A 20,166-nucleotide genomic window follows, 5' to 3' on the forward strand; every position below is an offset into this window, starting at 1 on the left:
GTGTGACGAAAGGAGTACATGAGTGAGCCCGGGGGAACTGCTGCGCGAGGCGCTACTGGCCGAACTGCCCGCCGCCATGAAGCTCAGGCGGGAGCTGCACGCGCAGCCGTGCGTGTCCGGGGAGGAGGGGCCGACGCTCAAACGCGTGCTCGACGCGCTGTCGGGCGGCCTCGTGGAGTACGTGGCGGGCACTGGCGCCGTGATCAGGATCGGCTCTCCCGGCCCCGCGGTCGGCGTGCGCGGCGAGCTCGACGCGCTGCCGATCGCCGAGCGCACCCGCGTCCCGTGGGCCGCCACCAGCGGCGCCATGCACGCCTGCGGTCACGACGTGCACCTGGCCGCCGTCGTCGCCCTGGCCCGCGCGGTGGCGAAGGTCCGCGCCGTCGTGGACGCCGGAGTGGAGGAGGCCGGGGATCCGGGCTCGACGGGGCTGTCCGCCTGGAGCTGGGACGAGATCGCGCCGCTGGTCGTGGTGCTGCAGCCGCGCGAGGAGACCTACCCCTCCGGCGCCTTCGACGTGGTCGAGTCCGGCGTGCTCGACCGGCACCAGGTACGCGCCATGATCGGCGCGCACGTCCAGCCCGTGCTCGCCGCCGGCGTGGTGTCCTGCACGCCGGGGGCGGTCAACGCCTCGGCCGACGAGTTCGAGCTGACCGTCAGGGGCGCCGAGGGCCACGCCGCCTACCCGCACCTGGCCCGCGACCCCGTCGTGGCCATGTCGCAGATCATCGTGGCCGCCCAGCAGATGGTCAGCCGCGCCGCCGACCCCATGGTGCCCACGGTGGTCACGTTCGGCATGGTCAACGCGGGTACGGCGCCGAACGCCATCCCCGGCGAGGCCGTGGCCAGGGGGACGCTGCGGACCATGTCCGAGTCGTGGCGCCGCGGCCTGCACGACCGGTTCACCCGGCTGGCCGAGGACGTGGCCAGGGCGCACGGCTGCCACGGCGAGGTACGGGTCCTGCCGGGCGAGCCGGTGCTGGCCAACGACCCGGCGCTGGCCGTACAGACCGGGGAACTGCTGCGGCACCAGGGCTGGACGGTCACCGAGGAGCTGCGCTCGTGCGGCGCGGACGACTTCGCGGCCTACGCGTCGGTGATGCCGTCGCTGATGATGTTCGTCGGCGTCGACACGGCCGCCGGACTGCACAGCCCGGAGTTCCTGCCGGGGGACGACGGCGTGGCGGCCACGGCGGAGGCGCTGCTGGCCGGATATCTCACGGCGGGGGGCCGGCCGGCCCGCGCGAGATGACGCCGCTGTCCGATTGCACCGGGACGGACAAGACGCCGGCCGGTTGCACCAGGACGGACAAGAAACTCACCAATACTCACCAATACTCATCAATGACGAAACCGCCCAGAACCTTTAGGCTCGGCGGCGATGGATCTCGAAAACTTCGCACCCGGTTCGGGCCGCCTCGAACCCAGGGCCGCACTACGTTCTGACGCCCCTTCCCTCGACCTGAACGGCGACTGGCGCTTCCGCCTCTCTCCGTCCGCTGTCCTGCCGGACGACTTCGCCGATCCCGGCTACGACGACTCCGCCTGGGACACGCTGCCGGTGCCGTCGCACTGGCAGCTGCACGGGCATGGCTCGCCCGCGTACACCAACGACCTCTACCCCTTCCCCGTCGACCCGCCGCACGTACCGAACGAGAACCCGACCGGTGATCACCGCCGCGTGTTCGACCTGCCCGAGGGGTGGACCGGCGGGCGGCTGCGGTTCGAGGGCGTCGAGTCCTTCGCCCGGGTCTGGCTGAACGGCCACGAGCTGGGCCACTCGACCGGCAGCCGCCTGCCCGTCGAGTTCGACGCCGGACCGTGGCTGGTGCCGGGCCGCAACGTGCTCGCCGTCCGCGTCCACCAGTGGTCGGCCGCCAGCTACCTGGAAGACCAGGACATGTGGTGGCTGCCCGGCATCTTCCGGGACGTGTCACTGACCCGCTCGGCCGCCGACGTCTTCGTCCACGCCGCCTATGCCGACGGGCGCGGCACGCTGAGCTTCGACGGCCCCGGACGGCTGGCCATCGCCGAGCTCGGCGTCGCCGACCTGGCGCCCGGCACCGAGATCACCGTCGACGCCGAGCCGTGGACCGCCGAGACGCCCCGCCTGTACGAGGCCGTGGTCACGCTGCCCGAGGAGACCGTACGGGTGCGCGTCGGGTTCCGCACGATCTCCATCGAGGACGGGGTGCTCCTGGCCAACGGCCGTCCGCTGCTGCTCAAGGGCGTGAACCGGCACGAGTTCCACCCCGAGCACGGCCGCGCCGTACCGTACGAGACCATGCGCGCCGACGTGCTGCTGATGAAGCGCCACAACGTCAACGCCGTCAGGACCAGCCACTACCCGCCGCACCCCGACTTCCTCGACCTCTGCGACGAGCTGGGCCTCTGGGTGATCGACGAGTGCGACCTGGAGACGCACGGCTTCGGCCACGTCGGCTGGCGCGGCAACCCCACGGACGACCCGCGCTGGGCCGAGGCGTGCCTGGACCGGATGCGCCGCACGGTCGAACGGGACAAGAACCACCCGAGCGTGATCATGTGGTCCCTCGGCAACGAGGCCGGAGTCGGCCAGAACCTGAGCCTCATGGCCGGCTGGACCCGGCAGCGCGACCCGTCACGGCCGATCCACTACGAGGGCGACCGCTCGTGCGCCGACACCGACGTGTACTCGCGGATGTACGCCTCGCACGCCGAGGTGGAGGCCATCGGGCAGGGGGTGGAGGACCCGCTGGCCGACCCCGAGCTCGACGCGCGGCGGCGGGCGATGCCGTTCGTGCAGTGCGAGTACGCCCACGCGATGGGTAACGGGCCCGGCGGCCTGGCCGACTACCAGGAGCTGTTCGAGCGCTATCCACGGCTGGCCGGCGGGTTCATCTGGGAGTGGATCGATCACGGTCTGGCACACCCGGAGTTCGAGTACGCCTACGGCGGTGACTACGACGAGCCGGTGCACGACGGGAACTTCGTGATCGACGGGCTGGTCTTCCCCGACCGGACGCCCTCACCGGGACTGCTGGACCTGAAGAAGGTGTTCGAGCCGGTCCGGTTCGCCTTCGACGACCAGGCCCAGGTCGTGCGGGTGGCCAACCACCACGGCTATCGCGACCTGTCGCACCTGGGGTTCGTCGCGGTGGTCGAGGCGGAGGGGGTGGCGGTCGCCGAGTTCCCGCTCGACGTGCCCGCGACGGGTGGCGAGGTCAAGCTGCCCGACCTGCCCGGTGGGGAGGGGGAGCGCTGGCTGACGGTACGGGCGGTGCTCGCCGCCGACCAGCCATGGGCCGCCGCCGGTCATGAGGTGGCGTGGGGCCAGACCCGCCTGCCATCCGGCGCTCAGGACGGCTTGACGTCTGGAGCCCGGGACGGCCTGGCCTCCGGAGTTCAGGACGAGGCTCGTCCGGCGTCTGGTGGCGGGGGCGTCGGTTCTGGGGCGGATCTGGAGTTCGACCCCGGTACCGGGCGGCTCACCCGCCTGTTCGGGATCGAGGTCGAGGGGCCGCGGCTCGAGCTCTGGCGGGCGCCGATCGACAACGACACCTACGGCGGGCTGGCGGATCGCTGGCGGCAGCTCGGCCTGCATCGGCTCACCCACCGAGTGGACGCCGTGGAGACCGGCGACGGGCTGACCGTACGCGCCAGGGTCGCACCGGCGGCCACCGACCTGGGCCTGCACGTGGTCTACCGGTGGACCGCCACGGACGGCGGGCTGGAACTGACCGTGGACGTCGAGCCGGACGGGGAGTGGTGCCTGCCCCTGCCGAGGCTCGGCCTCGTCATGGCGCTGCCCGCGGCGTTGGGCGACGTCACCTGGTTCGGCAGGGGGCCGGGGGAGGCGTACCCCGACACCGGCATGGCCGCCAGGGTCGGCCGCTGGTCCGCCACCGTCGAGGACCTGCAGACGCCGTACGTCTACCCGCAGGAGAACGGGCACCGAGCGGATGTCCGCTGGGCCGAACTGACCGGCCCGCCCGGGGGTTTCCGGGTGACGGGCGCTCCGGTCTTCGGCCTGACCGCCCGCCGCTGGACCACCGCGGAGCTGGAGACCGCCCGCCACCGGCCGGACTTGACGCCAGGCGACCGGGTGCACGTCAACCTGGACTTCGCTCAGCACGGCGTCGGCACCGCGTCGTGCGGTCCGGCCACGCTGCCGCAGTACGAACTCCACGCCCGGCCTGCCACCTTCCGTCTCCGCTTCTCGCCGACGGAAGCACCCGGCGCCTGACGACCTACGGGGCTGACGGCCCGGGGCCTCCCGGCCTCGGGCCTGATGGCCTGGGGTCTGACAGCCCTGGATCTGATGGCCTCGGGTCTGACGGCCTGAGGTCCGATGCCCAGCGCCCGCTGCGATTTCCCCTTTCCCACCGCAACTCCACCTCTCCTCCCCCCTCTGTCGCAAAGGAGTCGTCATGGATGCCAAGCAGTACATGGCCGGTGTGTTCGACCGCGCGTCCGGCACCTACGAACAGGTCGGCGTGCCCTTCTTCGGCCCGGTGGCCGCCGAGCTGGTACGGCAGGCCGCGCCGGAGCCGGGCGACCGGGTGCTGGATGTCGGATGCGGGACCGGCGCCTCACTGGTCCCGGCGGCAGGGGCGGTGGGGCCGACGGGCCGGGTGGTCGGACTGGACCTCGCGCCGGGGATGGTCGCCGCCACCACGGCCGAGATCGAGCGGCATGGCTTGACGCATGCGACGGTCCTCCAGGGTGACGCGGAACGGGCTGAGGAGTTGCTGCCCGGAGAGCGGTTCGACGTCGTACTGGCCGGGATGATGCTGTACTTCCTGCCCGACCCGCTGGCCGCTGTACGCTCCATGACGGGCCTCCTCCGGCCCGGCGGGCGGCTGGCCGCCAGCCTGCTGGCCCAGGCGAGCCCGGCCGAGGCCGACCTGCTCGGCCTCGTGGCGCGGGCCCTGGCCCCGTACACCGCCGACGCGGGCACCGCCCCCTTCCACCGCACCCTCAACACGGCCGAGGAGCTGACCGAGCTGCTCGTGGCGGGCGGCCTGGAGGGGGTCCGCTGCGAGGACGTGGTGTTCGAGGTGGTCGTCGAGGCCGGACAGGTATGGGACTGGCTGTGGTCGGCCGCCCGCCGCGCCTCCCTGGAGACCATCCCCGAATACCTGCACCCGGAGGCCAGGGCGGCCCTGGAAGACGCCCTGGCGTACGAGACGTTCGTGCTCCCCCGCACGGTGCGATTCGCCACCGGGACTCGCGCCTGACGGGGACCCGGCCGTGAGAGCCGGGGCGGGTACGACGACCGGTGTCCGCCTCAGACCGTCCTCGCGAGGGTCACCAGGCGGTCGCCGGTCCTCACCGTGTCCTCATCGTGGGCGACGCAGCCCGCGCAGGAAATTCCACAGGGGGAACGGGGTGCCGGTCATCCGGCGGCCTCATCCGCACGGGACGGCTGCGCGTCGGCGGGACCGGTGGTACGCGCGTGGACGTGCTCGCCGCTGAGTTCGTACCCGCTCCCCAGGCGAGGTGGGCTTCTCGAAGAGGCCTTACCAGTCGTGGACGGTGCCGTCCTGGAGCCGGTTGACCGGCAGGTAGGACGGCTCGTACGGGTGCGCGGCCGCCAGTTCCTCATCGAGGTCGACGCCGAGCCCCGGCGCTTGTCCCGGATGCAGGTGGCCGTCGGTGAAGGTGTAGGCGTGGGGGAAGACGGAGTGGGTCAGGTCGGTGTGTCCGGCGTACTCCTGGATGCCGAAGTTGTGGATCGCCAGGCCGAGGTGGATGGCGGCGGCCATGCCGACGGGGGAGATGTCCTCGGGTCCGTGGACGGCGCTCTTGATCTGGTACTGGGCGGCGAAGTCGAACAGTTTCTTCAGCGGGGACACCCCGCCGAAGTGGGTGACGGCGGAGCGCACGTAGTCGATGAGCTGCTCGGTCACCAGTGTCTGGTAGTCGAAGACGGTGTTGAAGACCTCGCCGATGGCCAGGGGTGTGGTGGTGTGCCGGCGGACGAGGCGCAGCCCTTCCTGGTTCTCGGCGGGGGTGCAGTCCTCCAGCCAGAACAGGTCGTACGGCTCAAGATCTTTCCCCAGCCGGGCCGCCTGATTCGGGGTGAGGCGGTGGTGGGCATCGTGGAGCAGCGGCAGGTCGGGGCCGAACTCCTGGCGTACCGCGTCGAACACCTTGGGGATGGTGCGCAGGTAGGCGGCGGTGTCCCAGTCCTCCACGACGGGGCGGCGCCCGGTGGCGGAGGTGACGCCGTACACCCGCTTGAGGCCCGGGACGCCCGCCTGCACCCGGATCGCCGGATAGCCGTCGGCGAGCCGGGCGCGGACGGAGTCGAGCAGTTCCGGAATGTCGCGCCCGCCGGCGTGGCCGTAGGTGCCGACCCGCTCCCGGCTCGCGCCGCCCAGCAGCTGGTAGAGCGGCAGGCCCGCGACCTTCGCCTTGATGTCCCACAGCGCCGTGTCGACGGCGGCGATAGCGGCCATCGTCACCGGCCCGCGCCGCCAGTACGCGCCCCGGTAGAGGGACTGCCAGGTGTCCTCGATGCGGTGGGGGTCGGTCCCCAGGAGCAGGGGGACGATGTGGTCACGCAGGTAGGCGGCCGCGGCGAGCTCACGTCCGTTGAGAGTCGCGTCGCCGAGGCCGGTGACGCCCTCGTCGGTCTCCACCTTCAGAGTGACGAAGTTGCGGCCCGGGCTGGTCAGGACCACAGTGGCGTCGACGATCTTCATGAGCGACCTTTCTGAGAACGGGGATCAGCCCTTGAGGGCGCCGGAGAGCATGCCGCGGATGAACTGCCGCTGGAAGAACAGGTAGAGGCCGACGATGGGCAGCGACATGAGCACCGCCGCGGCGGCCAGCAGGTTGACCTGCACGAGGTAGCGGCCCGAGAACGTGCCGAGCCCCAGCGTCAGGGGCTGGTGGCCGGAGTCGGCCACGAGGATCAGGGACAGGAAGTAGTCGTTCCAGGTCCACATGAAGCTGAGCACGACGAACGTCAGGATGGCCGGCCGGGAGATCGGCAGGTAGATCCGCCACAGGCGCGTCCAGGAGCCGGCTCCGTCGAGTTCGGCGGACTCGGCGATGCCGGCCGGCACCGTACGGAACGCCGCGCGCATCCAGAATGCGCCGAAGCTCACGCCCATGCCGACGTGCGCGAGGATGATGCCCTGGTAGCCGTCGGTGAGGCCGAAGGACAGGAAGTCGTAGTACAGCGGCACGATGATCGACTCCATCGGGATCATGATGCCGAGGAGCATGAGCGGGAAGATGGCCTTCTCCCCGACCACGCCGAGCACGCCGAACGCGTACCCGCTCATCACCGCCAGCACGGTGGAGACGAGCACGACGATCCCGGTGATGATCACACTGGAGCGCAGGTAGTGCGCGAAGCCGGCCTGCTGCCACGCGGCGGCGAAGTTGGACCACTGCGGATGGGCGAGGTCGAGCGTGCCGCTGGTGCTGGGGCTGAGGGCCACGCCGAGGATGTACACGATCGGGAACAGCACGCTGGCGGCCAGGAGCGTCAGGAACGCGTAGTTGAAGAGCTTTTCCCGGGTGGAGATCATCGGGTTCCGTCCTCGGTGAGCCGTACCACGACGAGCGCGATGAGAAGGGAGACCAGCGCCAGGACGACACCGATGGCGGAGGCCGCCCCGACGTCGGGATTGGCGAAGGCGCGCTGGTACATGACGATGGTGGGGGTGATGGTCGAGGTGCCGGGGCCGCCGCGGGTGGTGAGCCACACGATGTCGAACACCCGGATCGCGCCCAGCACCGTGAGGGTCACGGCGATCGCGAGCTGCCCGCGCAGCCCGGGGAGGGTCACCGTTCGGAACTCGCGCAGGGGGCCCGCGCCGTCCACCCGCGCCGCGTCGTACAGCTCTGACGGGATGGACTGCGTGCCGGCGATGAACAGCACCATGCACAGGCCGAAGGCCGCCCACGTGCCGGCGAGGCCGATCGCGGGCAGCGCCCAGTCGTAGTCGCCCAGCCAGCCGTGGGCCAGGGAGTCGAGGCCGAAGGCGCGCAGCACCGAGTTGATCGGCCCGTCGGGTGCGTAGACGCGCTTCCACATGACCGCGGTGACCGCCGGGGTGAGGACCTGTGGCAGGAAGATGATCCAGCGGTAGACCGCCGCGCCCCTGACGTCCTTGCGGGCGGTGAGCGCGGCGCTGGTCAGGCCGAGCGTGATGGGCAGGACCGAGAAGAACACTATGAAGAACAGGGTGTGCTCGATCGCCTGCCGCAGCGCCGGGTCCTGGAGGAAGCCGAGGTAGTTGGCCAGGCCCGCCCACGTCGCCGCGGTGATGCCGTTCCAGTGGTAGAACGACAGCCACACGCCCTGGACCGCGGGAACGAGCACGACGATCCCGTACACGAGCAGGGCGGGCGCCAGGTAGGCCAGCCCCAGCCACCGGCGCCTGCGGCGGTGGCTGGAGGGTGCCTGCGCATGCTGTGTGGTCCGCGCGGACGCGCTGCGCGCCGGGAGTTGCTTCACGGTCACCATGGCGCGGCTACTTCCCCAGCGTCCGCTGGAACTTGTCGTAGTCGGCCTGCGCCGATCGGACGACCGCCTCCGGCTGGACCTTGCCGGCGAGCAGGTCCTGCATCTGCGTCTGGATCGTGGTGAGCAGGGTCGGCGTGGCCCAGTCGAGGTACGGGACGGAGGCATCGTCGGCCGAGAGCTGGGCCGCCGCGGCGACGTCGTCGGCGAACAGCGGGTCGTCACCGGCCGGTTCGACGGTGGCGAGCAGCGGCATCGTGGTGTGCTCCACGGCGATCCGCGCGGCCTCGGGGCTGGCCGCGAAGTTCAGGAACGCCGCGGCGGCGTCCGGGTGCGCGGTCTTGGCGGATACGGAGAGGTTGCTGGCCGACGACGCGGTCGCGACCGCGTGGCCGCCGTCCGCGCGGGGCATCAGGAACGATCCGAAGTCCTTGCTCTGGCCCTTCTTCAGCGGCAGAGAGCCGGAGTAGTCGAACCGGAAGAGCGCCTTGCCGTCGACGAACGCCTGTGCCGCGTCCTGGCTCGGGACGGCGGCGAAGTCCTTGGTGAGATAGCCCTTGTCCGCCCACTGCTTCACTTTGGCGGCGGCCTCGGGGAAGCCCGTGTCGGCCATCTGGACGGCGTTCTGGGAGTAGATGAAGTCGGAGATCCGGTTCTGCTGCCCGAGGGCGTCCATCGTGGCGAACAGCGGGCCGGTGATGCCCACCTGCTCCAGATTGCCCAGGGAGATCGGCGTGAGTCCGGCTGACTTGGCCTTGGCCAGGGCGCTGTCGAAGTCGGCGAAGGTTTTCGGCACGGTCGCGCCGATCCGGCTGAGCAGCGAGCGGTTATAGTACACCTCGACGACCGACGCCCGTGCCACCGGGGCGCCGAACACCGACCCGGTGCCCATCTGCTTGCCGTCGGTGGAGAACTGGTGCTGGCGCAGGATCGACGCCGGGAACTTCGTGCGCCAGCCGTACGCGTCGGCGTAGTCGTCGAGGTTGCGAACGAGCCCGCCCTGGACCAGGGTGCCGAGCGACTGCCAGCCGTTGTTGGCGGGCACGATGTCGGGTGGGTTCCCGGACCGCAGCCTCAGCGGCAGCGCCTTCATCACGTCGTCCCACGGCATGGAGGTCCGCTCGACCTTGATGTTGGGGTACCTCTTCTCGAATGCCGAGACGACGTCGTTGATCCAGGCGAGGTCGGTGCCGCCGGTGAAGTAGTCGAGCACCCGGAGGCTGGCCTTGCCCATCTTCGCCGGGTCGGTGATGACCGGTCCGGCCGCCGAGGTCTCGGTCACGGCCCCGCCGGAGGCGCCGGGCACGCAAGCCGTGAGCAGCCCCGCCGCCGCGAGTGATGTCGCCACGGCGGCGAGTCGCCTTGTTCTTCCGAGCGTGGTTCTTCCGAGCGTGACCACGGTGTCTCCTGTCTTCGAGGGGAGGAACGGGCTCCGCCGGACGGTGACGTCGGCAGCCGCCTCATCGGCGAGCCGACGGGCTCCCGGGTATCGACGAGCATAGGGTGACCAGACCAGTTAGTCCAGATGTCATCAAATGGTTTGCTTGGCGTTCCAGCGGTAAGGGGAGTGTCCGCCATTGCCGTCCGGCGATCCCGTGCGAGAATTCGGTATGTCTGGTCCGCTCCCGCGTGCTACCGTGACCGCCATGAGCACCGGTGTGGACACGGAGGCGGGCAGCGCCGTCATGGAGACCTACCGGAGGCTCGGTGACGCCCTCCGGCGGGGAGTGTTCGCGGCGGGCAGCCGGCTTCCCGGGGAGCGTGACCTGGCCGAAAGCCTCGGCGTCAGCCGTTCGACTCTACGTCATGCCCTGGCTCGCCTCGCTGACGAGGGCAAGCTGGAGCGCTCCGCGCAGCGCGGCTGGTTCGTCGCCCGCAACGTCGTCGGCGAGCCGCCGAGCACCCTACAGAGCTTCTCGGAGATGGCCAGAGCCCGCGGCCTCACCGCGACCGCGGAGATCCTGCTGCGGAGTGAGCGACCGGCGAGCTTCGAGGAGGCCGAGCAGCTCGGCATCGCCCCGGCCGCGCGCGTCCTGGAGCTGCGCCGGCTGCGCAGTCTCGACGGGGTGCCCGTCTGTCTCGACTCGAGCGTGGTGGTGTTGTCCCAGGCGGCGGCACTGGCCGACGTCGACCTCACCGACCGCTCCCTGTACGAGACGCTTGAGCGCGAGTGCGGCATCCGCATCGCACGTAGTTCCTACACCGTGCGCGCGGACGCCGCCGACGCGGAGATCGCGCGGCTGCTCCAGGTCGATCGCGGCGCCCCGGTGCTGGTCGGCGAGGAGGTCACCTACGCCGACGACGGCACTCCCATTCTCGCCGGCCGCATGATCTACCGCAGCGACGCCTACCGCTTCCAGGCCGACCTGTTCCGCCCCATCTGACGGCGTCAGGCCGCGTACGCCGGCCGGCCCGTCGGACATGACGGCCGACGGGCGGTTCGTCCGGCTCGATGGGCGCGCTCATGGCGCTCCTCTCAGGAGGTGGAGTCCTGTCAGGTTTCGAGGAACGCCTTCGGCGGGAGCGTGCCCGCCAGTCGGTCCAGAACCGCTTCCCTCAGGGGCACGCCACCCTCGCCCAGAGCGTCCAGCGTCGCCCCGGCGACAGGGGGGAGCGCGCCGCGGTGCGGCACCGCGCCGGGGACGTGCGCGGGCAACTCCGCCAGCATCGCCCGGGTGACCGGGGAGGCGTCCGCCATGAGCACCGACCCGGACAGCACCACGCTCACCGGCCCGCCGGCGGCGATCAGGCCGGTACGCCGCGCGGCCACGCCGGCGTACATGGCGAGGTGACGGCCCTGCGCCTGGACGATCTCCACCGCGACCGGATCGCCGGCGACCGCCGCGGCGGTGACCGCCCGCGCGCACCCGGCCTTCTGCGGGTGGGTGGCGGCTCCCTCACGACGGGTGAACCAGTGGTTCAGCTCATCCACCGAGGGCCGGTCGTAGTGCGCCAGCAGCGCCGCCGTCAGCTCCGTTCGCGGGCCGAGACCGAGTTCGGCCAGGTTCACGGCGCGGAACGCCTCGATCGCCAGGCCGAGCGCGCCCATCGCGTGCTGGCCCCGCCAGCCCATGTCCCACAGGGTTCCGTCGGGGCCGCGCGCCGCGATAGCCGCGGCGGTGCCGGCCGCGACCGCGACGCCGACACCGGACGGCTCGCCGCACCGGATCGCGGCGTACCCGTCGTTGAGTATCGACCTGGAGGGGTACCTCTCGCCGAGGGCGTGCTCCCAGTAGGTCCGGTCCTCGGGCCAGTCGACCCCGGCCAGCCGGAAGGCCGCGCCGGCGACGTCGGCACGGCGCGCCCCCGCCTGGGCGAGGGCGGTGCCGATCGCCGCCAGCACCTCGCTCACCGCCGCCTCCGGACCGGCAGCGCCGTAGATGTCGCCGCAGCCCGACCGGCCCGCCCCGGCGATCATCCCGGTCGCGTCGCAGACCAGCGCGGCGGTCTTGCTGTTGCCGGCGTCGACGCCGAGGTAGAGCGTGCTCATGATCAGGGGATCAGCCGCTCGGGCAGCCAAGCGGCCTGGGCGGTGGCGAGCTCGCCGTACAGCGCCTCGGCGACCGTGAGCGAGGGGACCAGCGGGTTGGCCGTCAGGGCGCGTACCGCATCGGCGACCGTGCCGTCCCAGGCCGCCTTGGCCGTGAGGATCTGGTAATCGGCGAGCTGGCGGGTGATGCCGAGTACGGAGCGGGGCAGCGGCTTCTGCGGCTCGGGGTGGAAGCCCTTCGCGTCGACGGTGCCCCACAGTTCGACCACCGTGCGCTCGTCGAACCCGGGAAGCGCGCCGCCGGCGTTGGGGATGTTGAACGGCAGTCGCGCGCCGGTGTCGTTGTAGAACGCGCTGATCGCGTCGATCGCCAGCTCCAGCTCATGGATGCCGCCGCGCGAACGCGCCGGGTCGAGGTGCGGCGCGTCAGACTCGGCCTGCTCGCGGTAGTGCGCCCAGTAGCCGTCGAGCGAGGCCATGATGACCTCCGACCGGGTCAGCGGCGCCAGCTGCCGCTCGCGGAGGATCTCGTCCTTGAAGTAGTAGTAGTTGAAGTAATCCGACGGAATCGACTCCATGGCCACGGCGAGGTGCAGCGCGCGCATGCCGTTGACGTCGTCGGTCGGCCGGTCCCGTAGCGCCTCCCAGCGCTCGCGCAGGATCGGGAAAGCGTCCTGGCCGTCGTAGGTGGCCTCGTTCGACCAGCAGTTGTGGTTGACCCCGGTCATGTTGGCGGCCAGCTTGTCCGGGTCGAGCCCCGCCGCCTTGGCCACGACCGGCGGGAAGACGATCGGCCCCTCACAGAACGACACGATCGGAATGTCGGTGTTGTCGGCCACGGCCTGAGAGACGATGTTGACCGGGTTGGTGTAGTTGAAGATCCGCGCCCCCGGCGCGACCTCGGCGAGGTTCGCGCACAGTTCCTTGATGACGTGCACGGAGCGCAGCGCCATCATCATGCCACCGGGTCCTTGCGTCTCCTGGCCGATGACGCCGTACTTCAGCGGGATCCGCTCGTCGATCGCCCGCGCCGCGAATCCGCCCGGCCGGAAGCTGGACAACACCGCGTCGACGTCGCGAAGTCCCTCCCGCTGGTCGGTGGTCGCGGTCACCGTGATGTCGAGACCGGCGTTGCGGGCCATCTTCTCGGTGATCGTCTTGACGTTCTCCAGATGTGCGGGGTCGAGATCGATCAGCACGAACTCCGAGCCGTCGAACTCCGCGCCGTGATGCATGAACGACGCCATCGTCCCGGGAGCGCGCGACGAACCTCCGCCGAGATACGCGAGCTTGATGCGGGCCATAACTGTCTCCTCAAGGGTGTCAATAGAGGCTAGGTGCAGGTCAGGGACGGTCGAACGCGGGCTGCGCGGCCACCAGGCCGGTCGCCGCGTCGGCGAGCAGGCGGGGCCGGGCGCAGTCGCTCAGAACGGTGGCGGGCCAGCCGGGGTCGTAGCCCTCGGCCGCGGCGAGCCGGCGCGCCGCCTCGGCCTTGTCCGCGCCGTGCACCACCATCACGACGCGCTTCGACAGGTCCCGGATGGTCCCGACGCCCACGGTCACGCCGTACGCGGGGACCTCCTCCAGCCCGCCGAACGTCGGGAAGGTGACGAGGTTGTCGCGGCGGGTCCGCTCGGCCAGTTTCACCACGCGGGTGCGGGTGTTCGCGCCGGTGCCGGCGGGGTTGAAGGCGATGTGGCCGTCGCTCGCGCCGGAGGCCAGGATGAACAGGTCGACGCCGCCGATGCCGGTGATCCGGCGGTCGTACTCGTCGGGGTCGGCGGGATCGGGCACCCAGAGCCTGTCGTGGGTGATGCCGCGCCCGGCGCCGGCCGCCGCGTTGAGCGGCTCGACGATCTCGGCGTGGCCGAAACGCACGCAGCTGTGCGGCAGGCCCGGGGCGATCCGGCGGAACAGGCCGGAGTCCTCGGCGCGGACGACGTACTCGTCCATCATGGCGATCACCACGTGGCCCAGGTCCAGCCTCCGGGCCGCGACCTCGTCCGCCAGCGCCGAGTAGGTGCTGTGCGCGCTGCGCCCGCCGGGACAGCCGAGAACGTACGGCCGGCCGCGGCGGGCGGCGTCTTCGAGCTCCGTCGCGATCTCCGCGGCGAGGGCGCGTCCCAGAGCCTCGGGATCGGGGAACACGGTTGGCGGCACGCGCACGGACTCAACTCCTCAGTGGACCAGTTATACCAGTCACCCTAGCTTGGTCTGCCTGGTTCTCGCAATGGCGAGGATGTCGGAAGCTGAGCGGTCCGGGCGCCGCGATCGGCTACTCGCCGCGGGCGCCGTCGATGAGGGGGAGCAGGCCGTTGACGGTGTCGAGGATGTGGGTGTGAGGGGCGAGTTCGAGCCGTTCGCGCCCGTGCGCGCCGGTGAGGACGCCTGCGACGATTCCAGCGCCGGCTCGTGTTCCCGCGTGGAGGTCGTTGCTGGTGTCGCCGGCCACGGCGATGCTCGTACAACTGCCGGCGTGGAGCCGGAGCGCCGCGGTCCAGATCAGGTCGGGGTGCGGGCGGCCGCGTCCGGCGTCCCGCGGCGAGAGCGCGAGGTCGATCAGGGGTCGCCACCCGAGGACGTCGAGCAGCTCGTCGCGCACTGCCGGGGAGAAGCCGGTGGTCAGCGCGGTACGGATGCCGCGGTCGCGGAGGTGCGCGAGCGTGTCGGCGGCGCCGGGGATGGGCCGCACCTGCCCGGCGCGGATGCGTTCGAGGAGGTCTTGTTCGAAGAGGTCGTGTGCTCGGTCGGCGAGGTGCGCGTCGCCGTCAAGGATGTGCCGGAACATGTCGATCTTGGAGCCGCCGCGCATGGCGTGGAAGCGTTCGGTGAGGTGGGGCGGGGTGTTTCCGTCGGTAATGGTGTGTACGGCGGTGCGCACGGCCTTTTCGACGATGCCGTTGTCCTGGGCTGTCGTGCCTGCCAGGTCGAGGACGGCGAGGGTGATGGGGGTCATTTGGTGACCTCTCGCTCGGCGATGATGGCGTCGTCTCTCAGAAGTGCTTCGTCCGCGCGTTCCGGGTCTTTCATGGCGAGCGCGACGCTGATGGCGTCGACGACGGCGAGGTGCGCCAGCCGGCTGGAGACGGCGTCCGGGCGGAGGGTGGGTTCGGGGGAGGCGACGACGATTTCAATGTCGGCGAGCTCCCCGATCGGTGTGCCGCGGTAGCTGGTGATGAGGATCCGCTTGGCGCCGGCGGCTTTCGCGTATCGGAAGGTCGCGTGCGTCTCGAACGAGCGCCCGGTGTGCGAGATCCCGAGCGCGACGGCCGTGTCCGTCAGATGGGCGGCGGAGGTGGCTTGCATGTGCGGGTCGGTCGCGACGCTGGTCGGCACGCCGAGTCGCAGCAGCCGGTAGTAGAGGTCGAGAGCGATCGGGACGGAGCTGCCGACAGCGAAGCATTCCACGCGCGAGGCTTCGGCGATCGCGTCGACGGCGGCGGACACGGCGCTCTTGTCGATGGTGGCGAGGGTGTCGGTGAGCACGTCGATGCCGGAGCGCAGGACCTTGTCGGTGATGGTCGCGACGTCGTCGCTCGGGGATACCGGGGACAGGGGGTCGCTGGTCGTGACGAGCGCGCGGGTGGCCAATTCGATCCGCAGTCCGCGGAAACCGTCGTAGCCGATGGACTGGCAGAAGCGGACGACGGTCGCCTCGCCGACGCCGACCCGTTCCGCGAACGCCTTGAGCGGGAGCCGGAGCAGCTCCTGGGGTGCTGCTTCGAGCGCGTCGGCGACGCGGCGCTCGGCGCTGGACAGTGACGGGTAGCTGCTCCTGCTGCGAGCGAGGACCTCTCTCATCGGATCTTGTGCGGGGCGTGGCTCGGGGGAGTGTGACGGCATCGCTGCGCTGTGTCCTTTCCAGAACTACCTGACCGCTTGCTTGGAGTTTACTTTCCGTTCAGAGCCCTACGTTAGAAAGTCTACTCGCAAGGGTTCGGTGCCATACGGATTGGAGGGGCTGCGGACGATGAACGTTGAAGGCCAGGCGCGTGAACGTTCCGCGAAGCGACCCAGGGTCGTGCTGTTCGTCGTTGACGGGCTGCGTGCGGATGACATCACCGGGCGGGTGATGCCCGCGCTGTCGGGTCTCGCCCAAGACGGTGTGCGGTGCACGGCCGCGCGTACCGTGCTGCCGTCCGTGACCCGTGCCGCGGCGGCTTCGCTGGTGACGGGCTGTCTACCGCGTCGAACCGGGGTGATCGGGAACCGGATCTGGACCCCTGAGGGTGTCCTGAACACCGGTGCGGTCCGAGAGGTCCTCACGATGCGATCCGTGCGCGGGCGGGCGGTGGAGGTGCCCACGCTCGGGGAGATTCTCGCCGCGGTGGGCCTGCGGGTGATGGTCGTCGGCACCGGCAGTGCCGGGTGCGCGTATCTGCTCCACCCCGAAGTGGACTCGGCCGGGGGAGCGGTGGTGATGGCCTCCGCCGATCCGGTCGTCGGGCCTGTGTTGCCGGCGTCGCTCCGTCCCCTTCTCGAGCGCGATCATGGCGCTCCGCCGTCGGATGCGGATGTGATGCTCTCCTGGGCGGTGGACGCCGCGTCCGGGCCGTTGATCGACCGGATCGATCCGGACGTGCTGGTGTTCTGGTGCGGCGAACCGGACGAGACCCGGCACGCCGCGGGACTGGGCGCGGCCGCCACGATGCTTGGTCATATCGACGCGGAGCTGGACCGGCTGCTCGCCTCTGTGCGCCTCAGGAACCGATCGGTCGACGCCATCGTGACCGCTGACCACGGCATGGTCGCTCTTCCACCAGGTGCGCTGCTCGGGCAGGAGCTGTTCGACCACCTGCCCGCGGCGCTGGCCGAACTGGTGACGATCTGTGTCAGCGGTGCGGCCTTCGCTCTCCACCTCGCAGCGGACGCGCGTCCATCGCTGCGTCGTGATCTCGTGCGGTGGTGCCGTGAGCAGGCGTGGGCCGATTGCGTGTACGCCGACGCGGAGTACGGGGTTCCCGGAGTGCTGCCGATGGCCGAGGCCGGATGCGATCATCCGCTTCTCGGCCCCGCGGTCCTGGTCACCGTGGACCCGTACGCGCTACCGGTCGATCCGCACGGCACGGTCGCAGCCACCCACGGAACCCTCCTGCCTGACGATGTCGGCATCCCGCTCATCCTCCACGGCCCTCACATCGCGCGGGCGCTCACTGTCAGCCGGCCCGTCGGCTTGCCCGACGTTCTCCCGACCGTGCTGGAGATCCTCGGCGTCCCGCTCATGCATGAGGTGGACGGCACCCCCATCCTTGAGGCCCTCGCCGGCCTTCCGACTCTCGCTGAAAGGCCCTATCGATGACTGCTCACCAGGTGAGCGTTTCCCCTACAGGATCATTGCGCGAGCTCGCCCGCACGTTGCAAGCGCAGGGACGCGACGTCGTGAACCTCACCGCGGGAGAGCTGTCCATGCCCACGCCGCGGCACATCGTCGACGCGGCGATCGCCGCAGCTCAGGACCCTTCTCGCCACGGGTACGGCAACGCGGCGGGCGACCCCGAGCTCCGCGACGCGATCAGCGGGTGGGCGGCGCGGAGCCTCGGCATCCGCGCTGATCGTGCCCAGGTCGCCGTGACCAACGGGGCGAAGCAGGCTCTCCACAACGCGCTTCGCAGCCTGGCGGGCCCTGGTGACGAGGTGATCGTTCCGGCGCCGTACTGGGTCACCTTCCCCGAGGCGATCCGTCTCGCCGGCGCCACGCCGGTGTTCGCGTACCCGCGCGAGGGGCATGTCCTTACCGGTGCGGCGGACCTGGACGCCGTGCGCACTCCGGCGACGCGTGCGGTGATCATATGCTCGCCCCACAACCCCACTGGGGCCGTCCACGACGACACCGAACTCCAACAGATCGTGCGGTGGGCGGCCGGCCACCGCATCTGGGTGATCTCCGACGACACCTATCGCGACCTGCGCTTCGCCGATATCCGCCCCACCCCACGGGCCGCTCTGGACGCCGGGTGCGACGTGGTGTCGATCGGCAGCACCAGTAAGAGCCACGCGATGACCGGTTGGCGGACCGGTTGGCTCATCGCCCCACCGGAGATCACCGCGACGGCGATCGCGATCCAGTCACACACCAGCTCGAACGTCAGCCGGGTCGCACAAGCCGCCGCTCTGGCCGCGCTCACCGGGCCCGATGTCGCGACCGAGACCCGCCGCGAACTGCGTTGCCTGCGCGACGAGCTGATGGGCGTCTTCTCTGCCGCGGGAATCTCCTTTCCGGCCCCCGAGGGAGCGTTCTACCTGTTCCCGCCCACATCCGCGCACGGGGGGCTCGATGACACGGAGCTGGCCGGCCGGCTACTCGAGGACTCGGGCGTCGCGGTCGTCCCCGGCGCCGCGTTCGGGGCGCCGGGACACGTACGCGTGAGCTATGCGGGGGCACCCGAGACCGTCACGGACGGGGTGCGACGGCTTGCCGCCGCCCTCGGAGCCGGCCGATGACCATGACTCTTCCCGCCAGAACCGCCGACATCGAACAGGCACGTGCGCGGCTGCGACCCGTCGATTTCCCGGCCCCCCGGGTACGGCTGCCGAACCGGCTCGAACCGGCCGCGCTGCTGAGCCCGGCTACCGGCCTGCTGCTGCTGTTCGTCGCCCTGCCAGCTGTTCTGGCCTTCGCGATCGCGTTGTTCGACTGGAGCCCGCTCAGCGGGCAGATCACCTTCGTCGGCATCGACAACTACGCCCGCGTCCTCACCAGCCCCGCACTGCTCAACGCGCTCGGCAACACGCTGCTGTACACGCTGATGACCGTGCCGACCTCGGTCGCGGGGGGCCTGCTCGTCGCCGTCGGGATCAACGCGCTCACCCGTGGTCAGGCGATCTGGCGGGCCATCTATTTCCTCCCGACCGCGGCGGTGCTGGTGGCGATGGCCGCGGCGTGGCGGTGGATCTTCTACCCCGAGTCGGGCCTGTTCGACCACGTCTTCGGTGGGCTCATCGGACGCACCGGTTGGCTCAGTTCCAGCGACCTCGCCCTCGCCGGTCTGGCCATCGTCGGCAACTGGCAGAACATCGGCTACAACGCCGTCATCTTCCTCGCCGGCCTCACCGGCGTCCGCAAAGACCTCCAGGAAGCCGCCCTGCTCGACGGTGCTGGAGCTTGGCACCGGTTCTGGCACGTCTCCTGGCCGGCGATCGCCCCCGCGACGGTGTTCACCATCGTCATCTCCACAACGTCGGCCTTGCGGATGTTCGAGACAGCCCAGGTGATGACCCGCGGCGGCCCAGGCGAGAACACCACCACACTCGCGCACCTGCTCTGGCAACAGGGCATCCGCAACGTCGACTTCGGCTCGGCCGCCGTCACCACCGTCGTCCTGTTCCTGCTGTGCCTGCTGGTCACGGCCTGGCAGATGCGCGGATTCGGCACCCGCCTGGAGAAAGCGGGATCGCGATGAAAGCGCGCCCCCTCGCGCAGGCGGGCATCCATCTGGCCCTCGCGGTCGGCGCGGTCGCGATCCTCGCCCCGTTCGTGTGGATGGTGCTGACCGCCTTCACCCCACAGAATCAAGTCTTCCGCGACGGGTTTCTGCCGACCGAACTCACCCTCGCGAACTTCGCGGAGGTGTTCCGCGAAGTCCCGATGCTCCGCTACTACATCAACAGCTTCATCACTGCCACGATGATCTTCGGCCTCCAGGTGACGGTGTGCCTGCCGGCGGCGTACGCGCTGGCTCGGCTGCGGTTCCGGGGCCGGAGTCTGAGCTTGTGGATCGTGCTGACCTGCCTGATGATCCCCACACAGATCGTCGCCGTCCCGATCTACCTGCTGTTCAGCAGGCTAGGGATCCTTGACACGATGCCGAGTCTGGTGCTGCCGTTCGTCAGCTCCGCGTTCGGGATCTTCCTGCTCCGCCAGTTCATCCTCACCATTCCGCAGTCGGTGTTCGACGCCGCCCGCCTCGACGGGGCACGAAGCTGGGCGACCCTCACCCGAGTGGTGTTCCCTCTCGTCAAACCCGCACTGGTGTCCTTCGGTGTCTTCAGCTTCGTCTCGCACTGGAATGACTACTTCTGGCCCTCCGTGGTCCTGCGAAGCACCGACAACGCGACCGTTCCCTTCGGGATCGTGCGGTTCGTCAGCTTCGAATCCGGAACCAGTTACGGCGCGCAGATGGCTGTCTCGCTCCTGGCGATCGTGCCCCTGCTGATCGGCTTCCTCATCGCCCAGCGACAGTTCATCGCCGGCTTCAGCCTCACCTCCGACTGA

The 20,166-nt window shown here is 70.5% G+C and carries 17 protein-coding genes; 8 read left to right on the forward strand and 9 right to left on the reverse strand.

Annotated features, from left to right (window positions below; genetic code table 11):
- The first annotated feature begins 22 nt into the window (after positions 1 to 22).
- The 3 genes from AB0L53_RS46235 to AB0L53_RS46245 all read left to right on the forward strand — a co-directional run bounded on the left by AB0L53_RS46235 (position 23) and on the right by AB0L53_RS46245 (position 5,219).
- Positions 23 to 1,252, forward strand: coding sequence for a M20 family metallopeptidase (locus AB0L53_RS46235; protein WP_364009181.1), 1,230 nt, complete (start codon positions 23 to 25; stop codon positions 1,250 to 1,252).
- Between the two features lie 129 nt (positions 1,253 to 1,381).
- A complete protein-coding gene (locus AB0L53_RS46240; RefSeq protein ID WP_364009184.1) occupies positions 1,382 to 4,225 on the forward strand; it encodes a glycoside hydrolase family 2 TIM barrel-domain containing protein in 2,844 nt (947 codons plus the stop codon).
- 184 nt (positions 4,226 to 4,409) lie between these two features.
- Positions 4,410 to 5,219, forward strand: coding sequence for a methyltransferase domain-containing protein (locus AB0L53_RS46245; RefSeq protein ID WP_357957164.1), 810 nt, complete (start codon positions 4,410 to 4,412; stop codon positions 5,217 to 5,219).
- Between the two features lie 282 nt (positions 5,220 to 5,501).
- On the opposite strand, the gene manD is transcribed toward AB0L53_RS46245, so the two are convergent.
- Genes manD through AB0L53_RS46265 form a run of 4 tightly spaced genes read right to left on the reverse strand, consistent with a single transcriptional unit; the run spans position 5,502 to position 9,812 of the window.
- Entirely contained in the window at positions 5,502 to 6,689 is a 1,188-nt protein-coding gene (gene manD, locus AB0L53_RS46250) for a D-mannonate dehydratase ManD (RefSeq protein WP_364009188.1), read from the reverse strand.
- 24 nt (positions 6,690 to 6,713) lie between these two features.
- Positions 6,714 to 7,526, reverse strand: coding sequence for a carbohydrate ABC transporter permease (locus AB0L53_RS46255; protein WP_357957160.1), 813 nt, complete (start codon positions 7,524 to 7,526; stop codon positions 6,714 to 6,716).
- Positions 7,523 to 8,467: a sugar ABC transporter permease gene (locus AB0L53_RS46260; protein ID WP_364009191.1), complete on the reverse strand. Its 945-nt coding sequence runs from the start codon at positions 8,465 to 8,467 to the stop codon at positions 7,523 to 7,525. Before AB0L53_RS46260 ends, AB0L53_RS46255 begins: the two co-directional genes overlap by 4 nt.
- 7 nt (positions 8,468 to 8,474) lie before the next feature.
- Positions 8,475 to 9,812 (reverse strand): extracellular solute-binding protein, encoded by a 1,338-nt coding sequence (locus tag AB0L53_RS46265; RefSeq protein ID WP_364009194.1) that lies wholly within the window; start codon positions 9,810 to 9,812, stop codon positions 8,475 to 8,477.
- A 298-nt stretch (positions 9,813 to 10,110) separates the two neighbouring features.
- Between AB0L53_RS46265 and AB0L53_RS46270 the strand changes: the two genes are divergently transcribed.
- A complete protein-coding gene (locus AB0L53_RS46270; RefSeq protein ID WP_357957154.1) occupies positions 10,111 to 10,848 on the forward strand; it encodes a GntR family transcriptional regulator in 738 nt (245 codons plus the stop codon).
- A 110-nt stretch (positions 10,849 to 10,958) separates the two neighbouring features.
- On the opposite strand, the gene AB0L53_RS46275 is transcribed toward AB0L53_RS46270, so the two are convergent.
- From AB0L53_RS46275 to AB0L53_RS46295, 5 genes are all read right to left on the reverse strand, one after another.
- A complete protein-coding gene (locus tag AB0L53_RS46275) occupies positions 10,959 to 11,954 on the reverse strand; it encodes a BadF/BadG/BcrA/BcrD ATPase family protein (protein WP_357957152.1) in 996 nt (331 codons plus the stop codon).
- Between the two features lie 2 nt (positions 11,955 to 11,956).
- The gene (locus AB0L53_RS46280) at positions 11,957 to 13,258 is read right to left on the reverse strand and encodes a hypothetical protein (RefSeq protein ID WP_358182343.1); all 1,302 of its coding nucleotides are present in this window, start codon (positions 13,256 to 13,258) and stop codon (positions 11,957 to 11,959) included.
- A gap of 40 nt (positions 13,259 to 13,298) precedes the next feature.
- Entirely contained in the window at positions 13,299 to 14,120 is an 822-nt protein-coding gene (locus tag AB0L53_RS46285) for a 6-phosphogluconolactonase (protein ID WP_364009199.1), read from the reverse strand.
- 109 nt (positions 14,121 to 14,229) lie between these two features.
- Entirely contained in the window at positions 14,230 to 14,910 is a 681-nt protein-coding gene (locus AB0L53_RS46290; protein WP_364009202.1) for an HAD family hydrolase, read from the reverse strand.
- On the reverse strand, positions 14,907 to 15,755 hold the full coding sequence (locus AB0L53_RS46295) for a MurR/RpiR family transcriptional regulator (protein WP_357957144.1): 849 nt from the start codon (positions 15,753 to 15,755) through the stop codon (positions 14,907 to 14,909). The genes AB0L53_RS46290 and AB0L53_RS46295 overlap by 4 nt, the downstream gene beginning before the upstream one ends.
- A gap of 169 nt (positions 15,756 to 15,924) precedes the next feature.
- On the opposite strand from AB0L53_RS46295, the gene AB0L53_RS46300 reads away from it, so the two are divergent.
- Genes AB0L53_RS46300 through AB0L53_RS46315 form a run of 4 tightly spaced genes read left to right on the forward strand, consistent with a single transcriptional unit; the run spans position 15,925 to position 20,166 of the window.
- Positions 15,925 to 17,253, forward strand: a complete 1,329-nt coding sequence (locus tag AB0L53_RS46300; RefSeq protein ID WP_364009205.1) for an alkaline phosphatase family protein — start codon at positions 15,925 to 15,927, stop codon at positions 17,251 to 17,253.
- 35 nt (positions 17,254 to 17,288) lie between these two features.
- Entirely contained in the window at positions 17,289 to 18,395 is a 1,107-nt protein-coding gene (locus tag AB0L53_RS46305; RefSeq protein WP_364009208.1) for an aminotransferase class I/II-fold pyridoxal phosphate-dependent enzyme, read from the forward strand.
- A complete protein-coding gene (locus AB0L53_RS46310; protein ID WP_358182349.1) occupies positions 18,392 to 19,354 on the forward strand; it encodes a sugar ABC transporter permease in 963 nt (320 codons plus the stop codon). Before AB0L53_RS46305 ends, AB0L53_RS46310 begins: the two co-directional genes overlap by 4 nt.
- The gene (locus AB0L53_RS46315) at positions 19,351 to 20,166 is read left to right on the forward strand and encodes a carbohydrate ABC transporter permease (RefSeq protein ID WP_364009211.1); all 816 of its coding nucleotides are present in this window, start codon (positions 19,351 to 19,353) and stop codon (positions 20,164 to 20,166) included. Before AB0L53_RS46310 ends, AB0L53_RS46315 begins: the two co-directional genes overlap by 4 nt.

This window comes from Nonomuraea sp. NPDC052129, assembly GCF_040680095.1.
Taxonomy (GTDB): Bacteria; Actinomycetota; Actinomycetes; order Streptosporangiales; family Streptosporangiaceae; genus Nonomuraea.

Bases quoted from the DNA above. Each gene is read 5' to 3' on its own strand.
- AB0L53_RS46240 (WP_364009184.1), top strand. From the start codon at position 1,382: ATGGATCTCGAAAACTTCGCACCCGGTTCGGGCCGCCTCGAACCCAGG.
- AB0L53_RS46300 (WP_364009205.1), top strand. From the start codon at position 15,925: ATGAACGTTGAAGGCCAGGCGCGTGAACGTTCCGCGAAGCGACCCAGG.
- AB0L53_RS46270 (WP_357957154.1), top strand. From the start codon at position 10,111: ATGAGCACCGGTGTGGACACGGAGGCGGGCAGCGCCGTCATGGAGACC.
- AB0L53_RS46295 (WP_357957144.1), bottom strand. From the start codon at position 15,755: ATGAGAGAGGTCCTCGCTCGCAGCAGGAGCAGCTACCCGTCACTGTCC.
- AB0L53_RS46255 (WP_357957160.1), bottom strand. From the start codon at position 7,526: ATGATCTCCACCCGGGAAAAGCTCTTCAACTACGCGTTCCTGACGCTC.
- manD (WP_364009188.1), bottom strand. From the start codon at position 6,689: ATGAAGATCGTCGACGCCACTGTGGTCCTGACCAGCCCGGGCCGCAAC.
- AB0L53_RS46310 (WP_358182349.1), top strand. From the start codon at position 18,392: ATGACCATGACTCTTCCCGCCAGAACCGCCGACATCGAACAGGCACGT.
- AB0L53_RS46260 (WP_364009191.1), bottom strand. From the start codon at position 8,467: ATGGTGACCGTGAAGCAACTCCCGGCGCGCAGCGCGTCCGCGCGGACC.
- AB0L53_RS46275 (WP_357957152.1), bottom strand. From the start codon at position 11,954: ATGAGCACGCTCTACCTCGGCGTCGACGCCGGCAACAGCAAGACCGCC.
- AB0L53_RS46315 (WP_364009211.1), top strand. From the start codon at position 19,351: ATGAAAGCGCGCCCCCTCGCGCAGGCGGGCATCCATCTGGCCCTCGCG.
- AB0L53_RS46290 (WP_364009202.1), bottom strand. From the start codon at position 14,910: ATGACCCCCATCACCCTCGCCGTCCTCGACCTGGCAGGCACGACAGCC.
- AB0L53_RS46245 (WP_357957164.1), top strand. From the start codon at position 4,410: ATGGATGCCAAGCAGTACATGGCCGGTGTGTTCGACCGCGCGTCCGGC.
- AB0L53_RS46280 (WP_358182343.1), bottom strand. From the start codon at position 13,258: ATGGCCCGCATCAAGCTCGCGTATCTCGGCGGAGGTTCGTCGCGCGCT.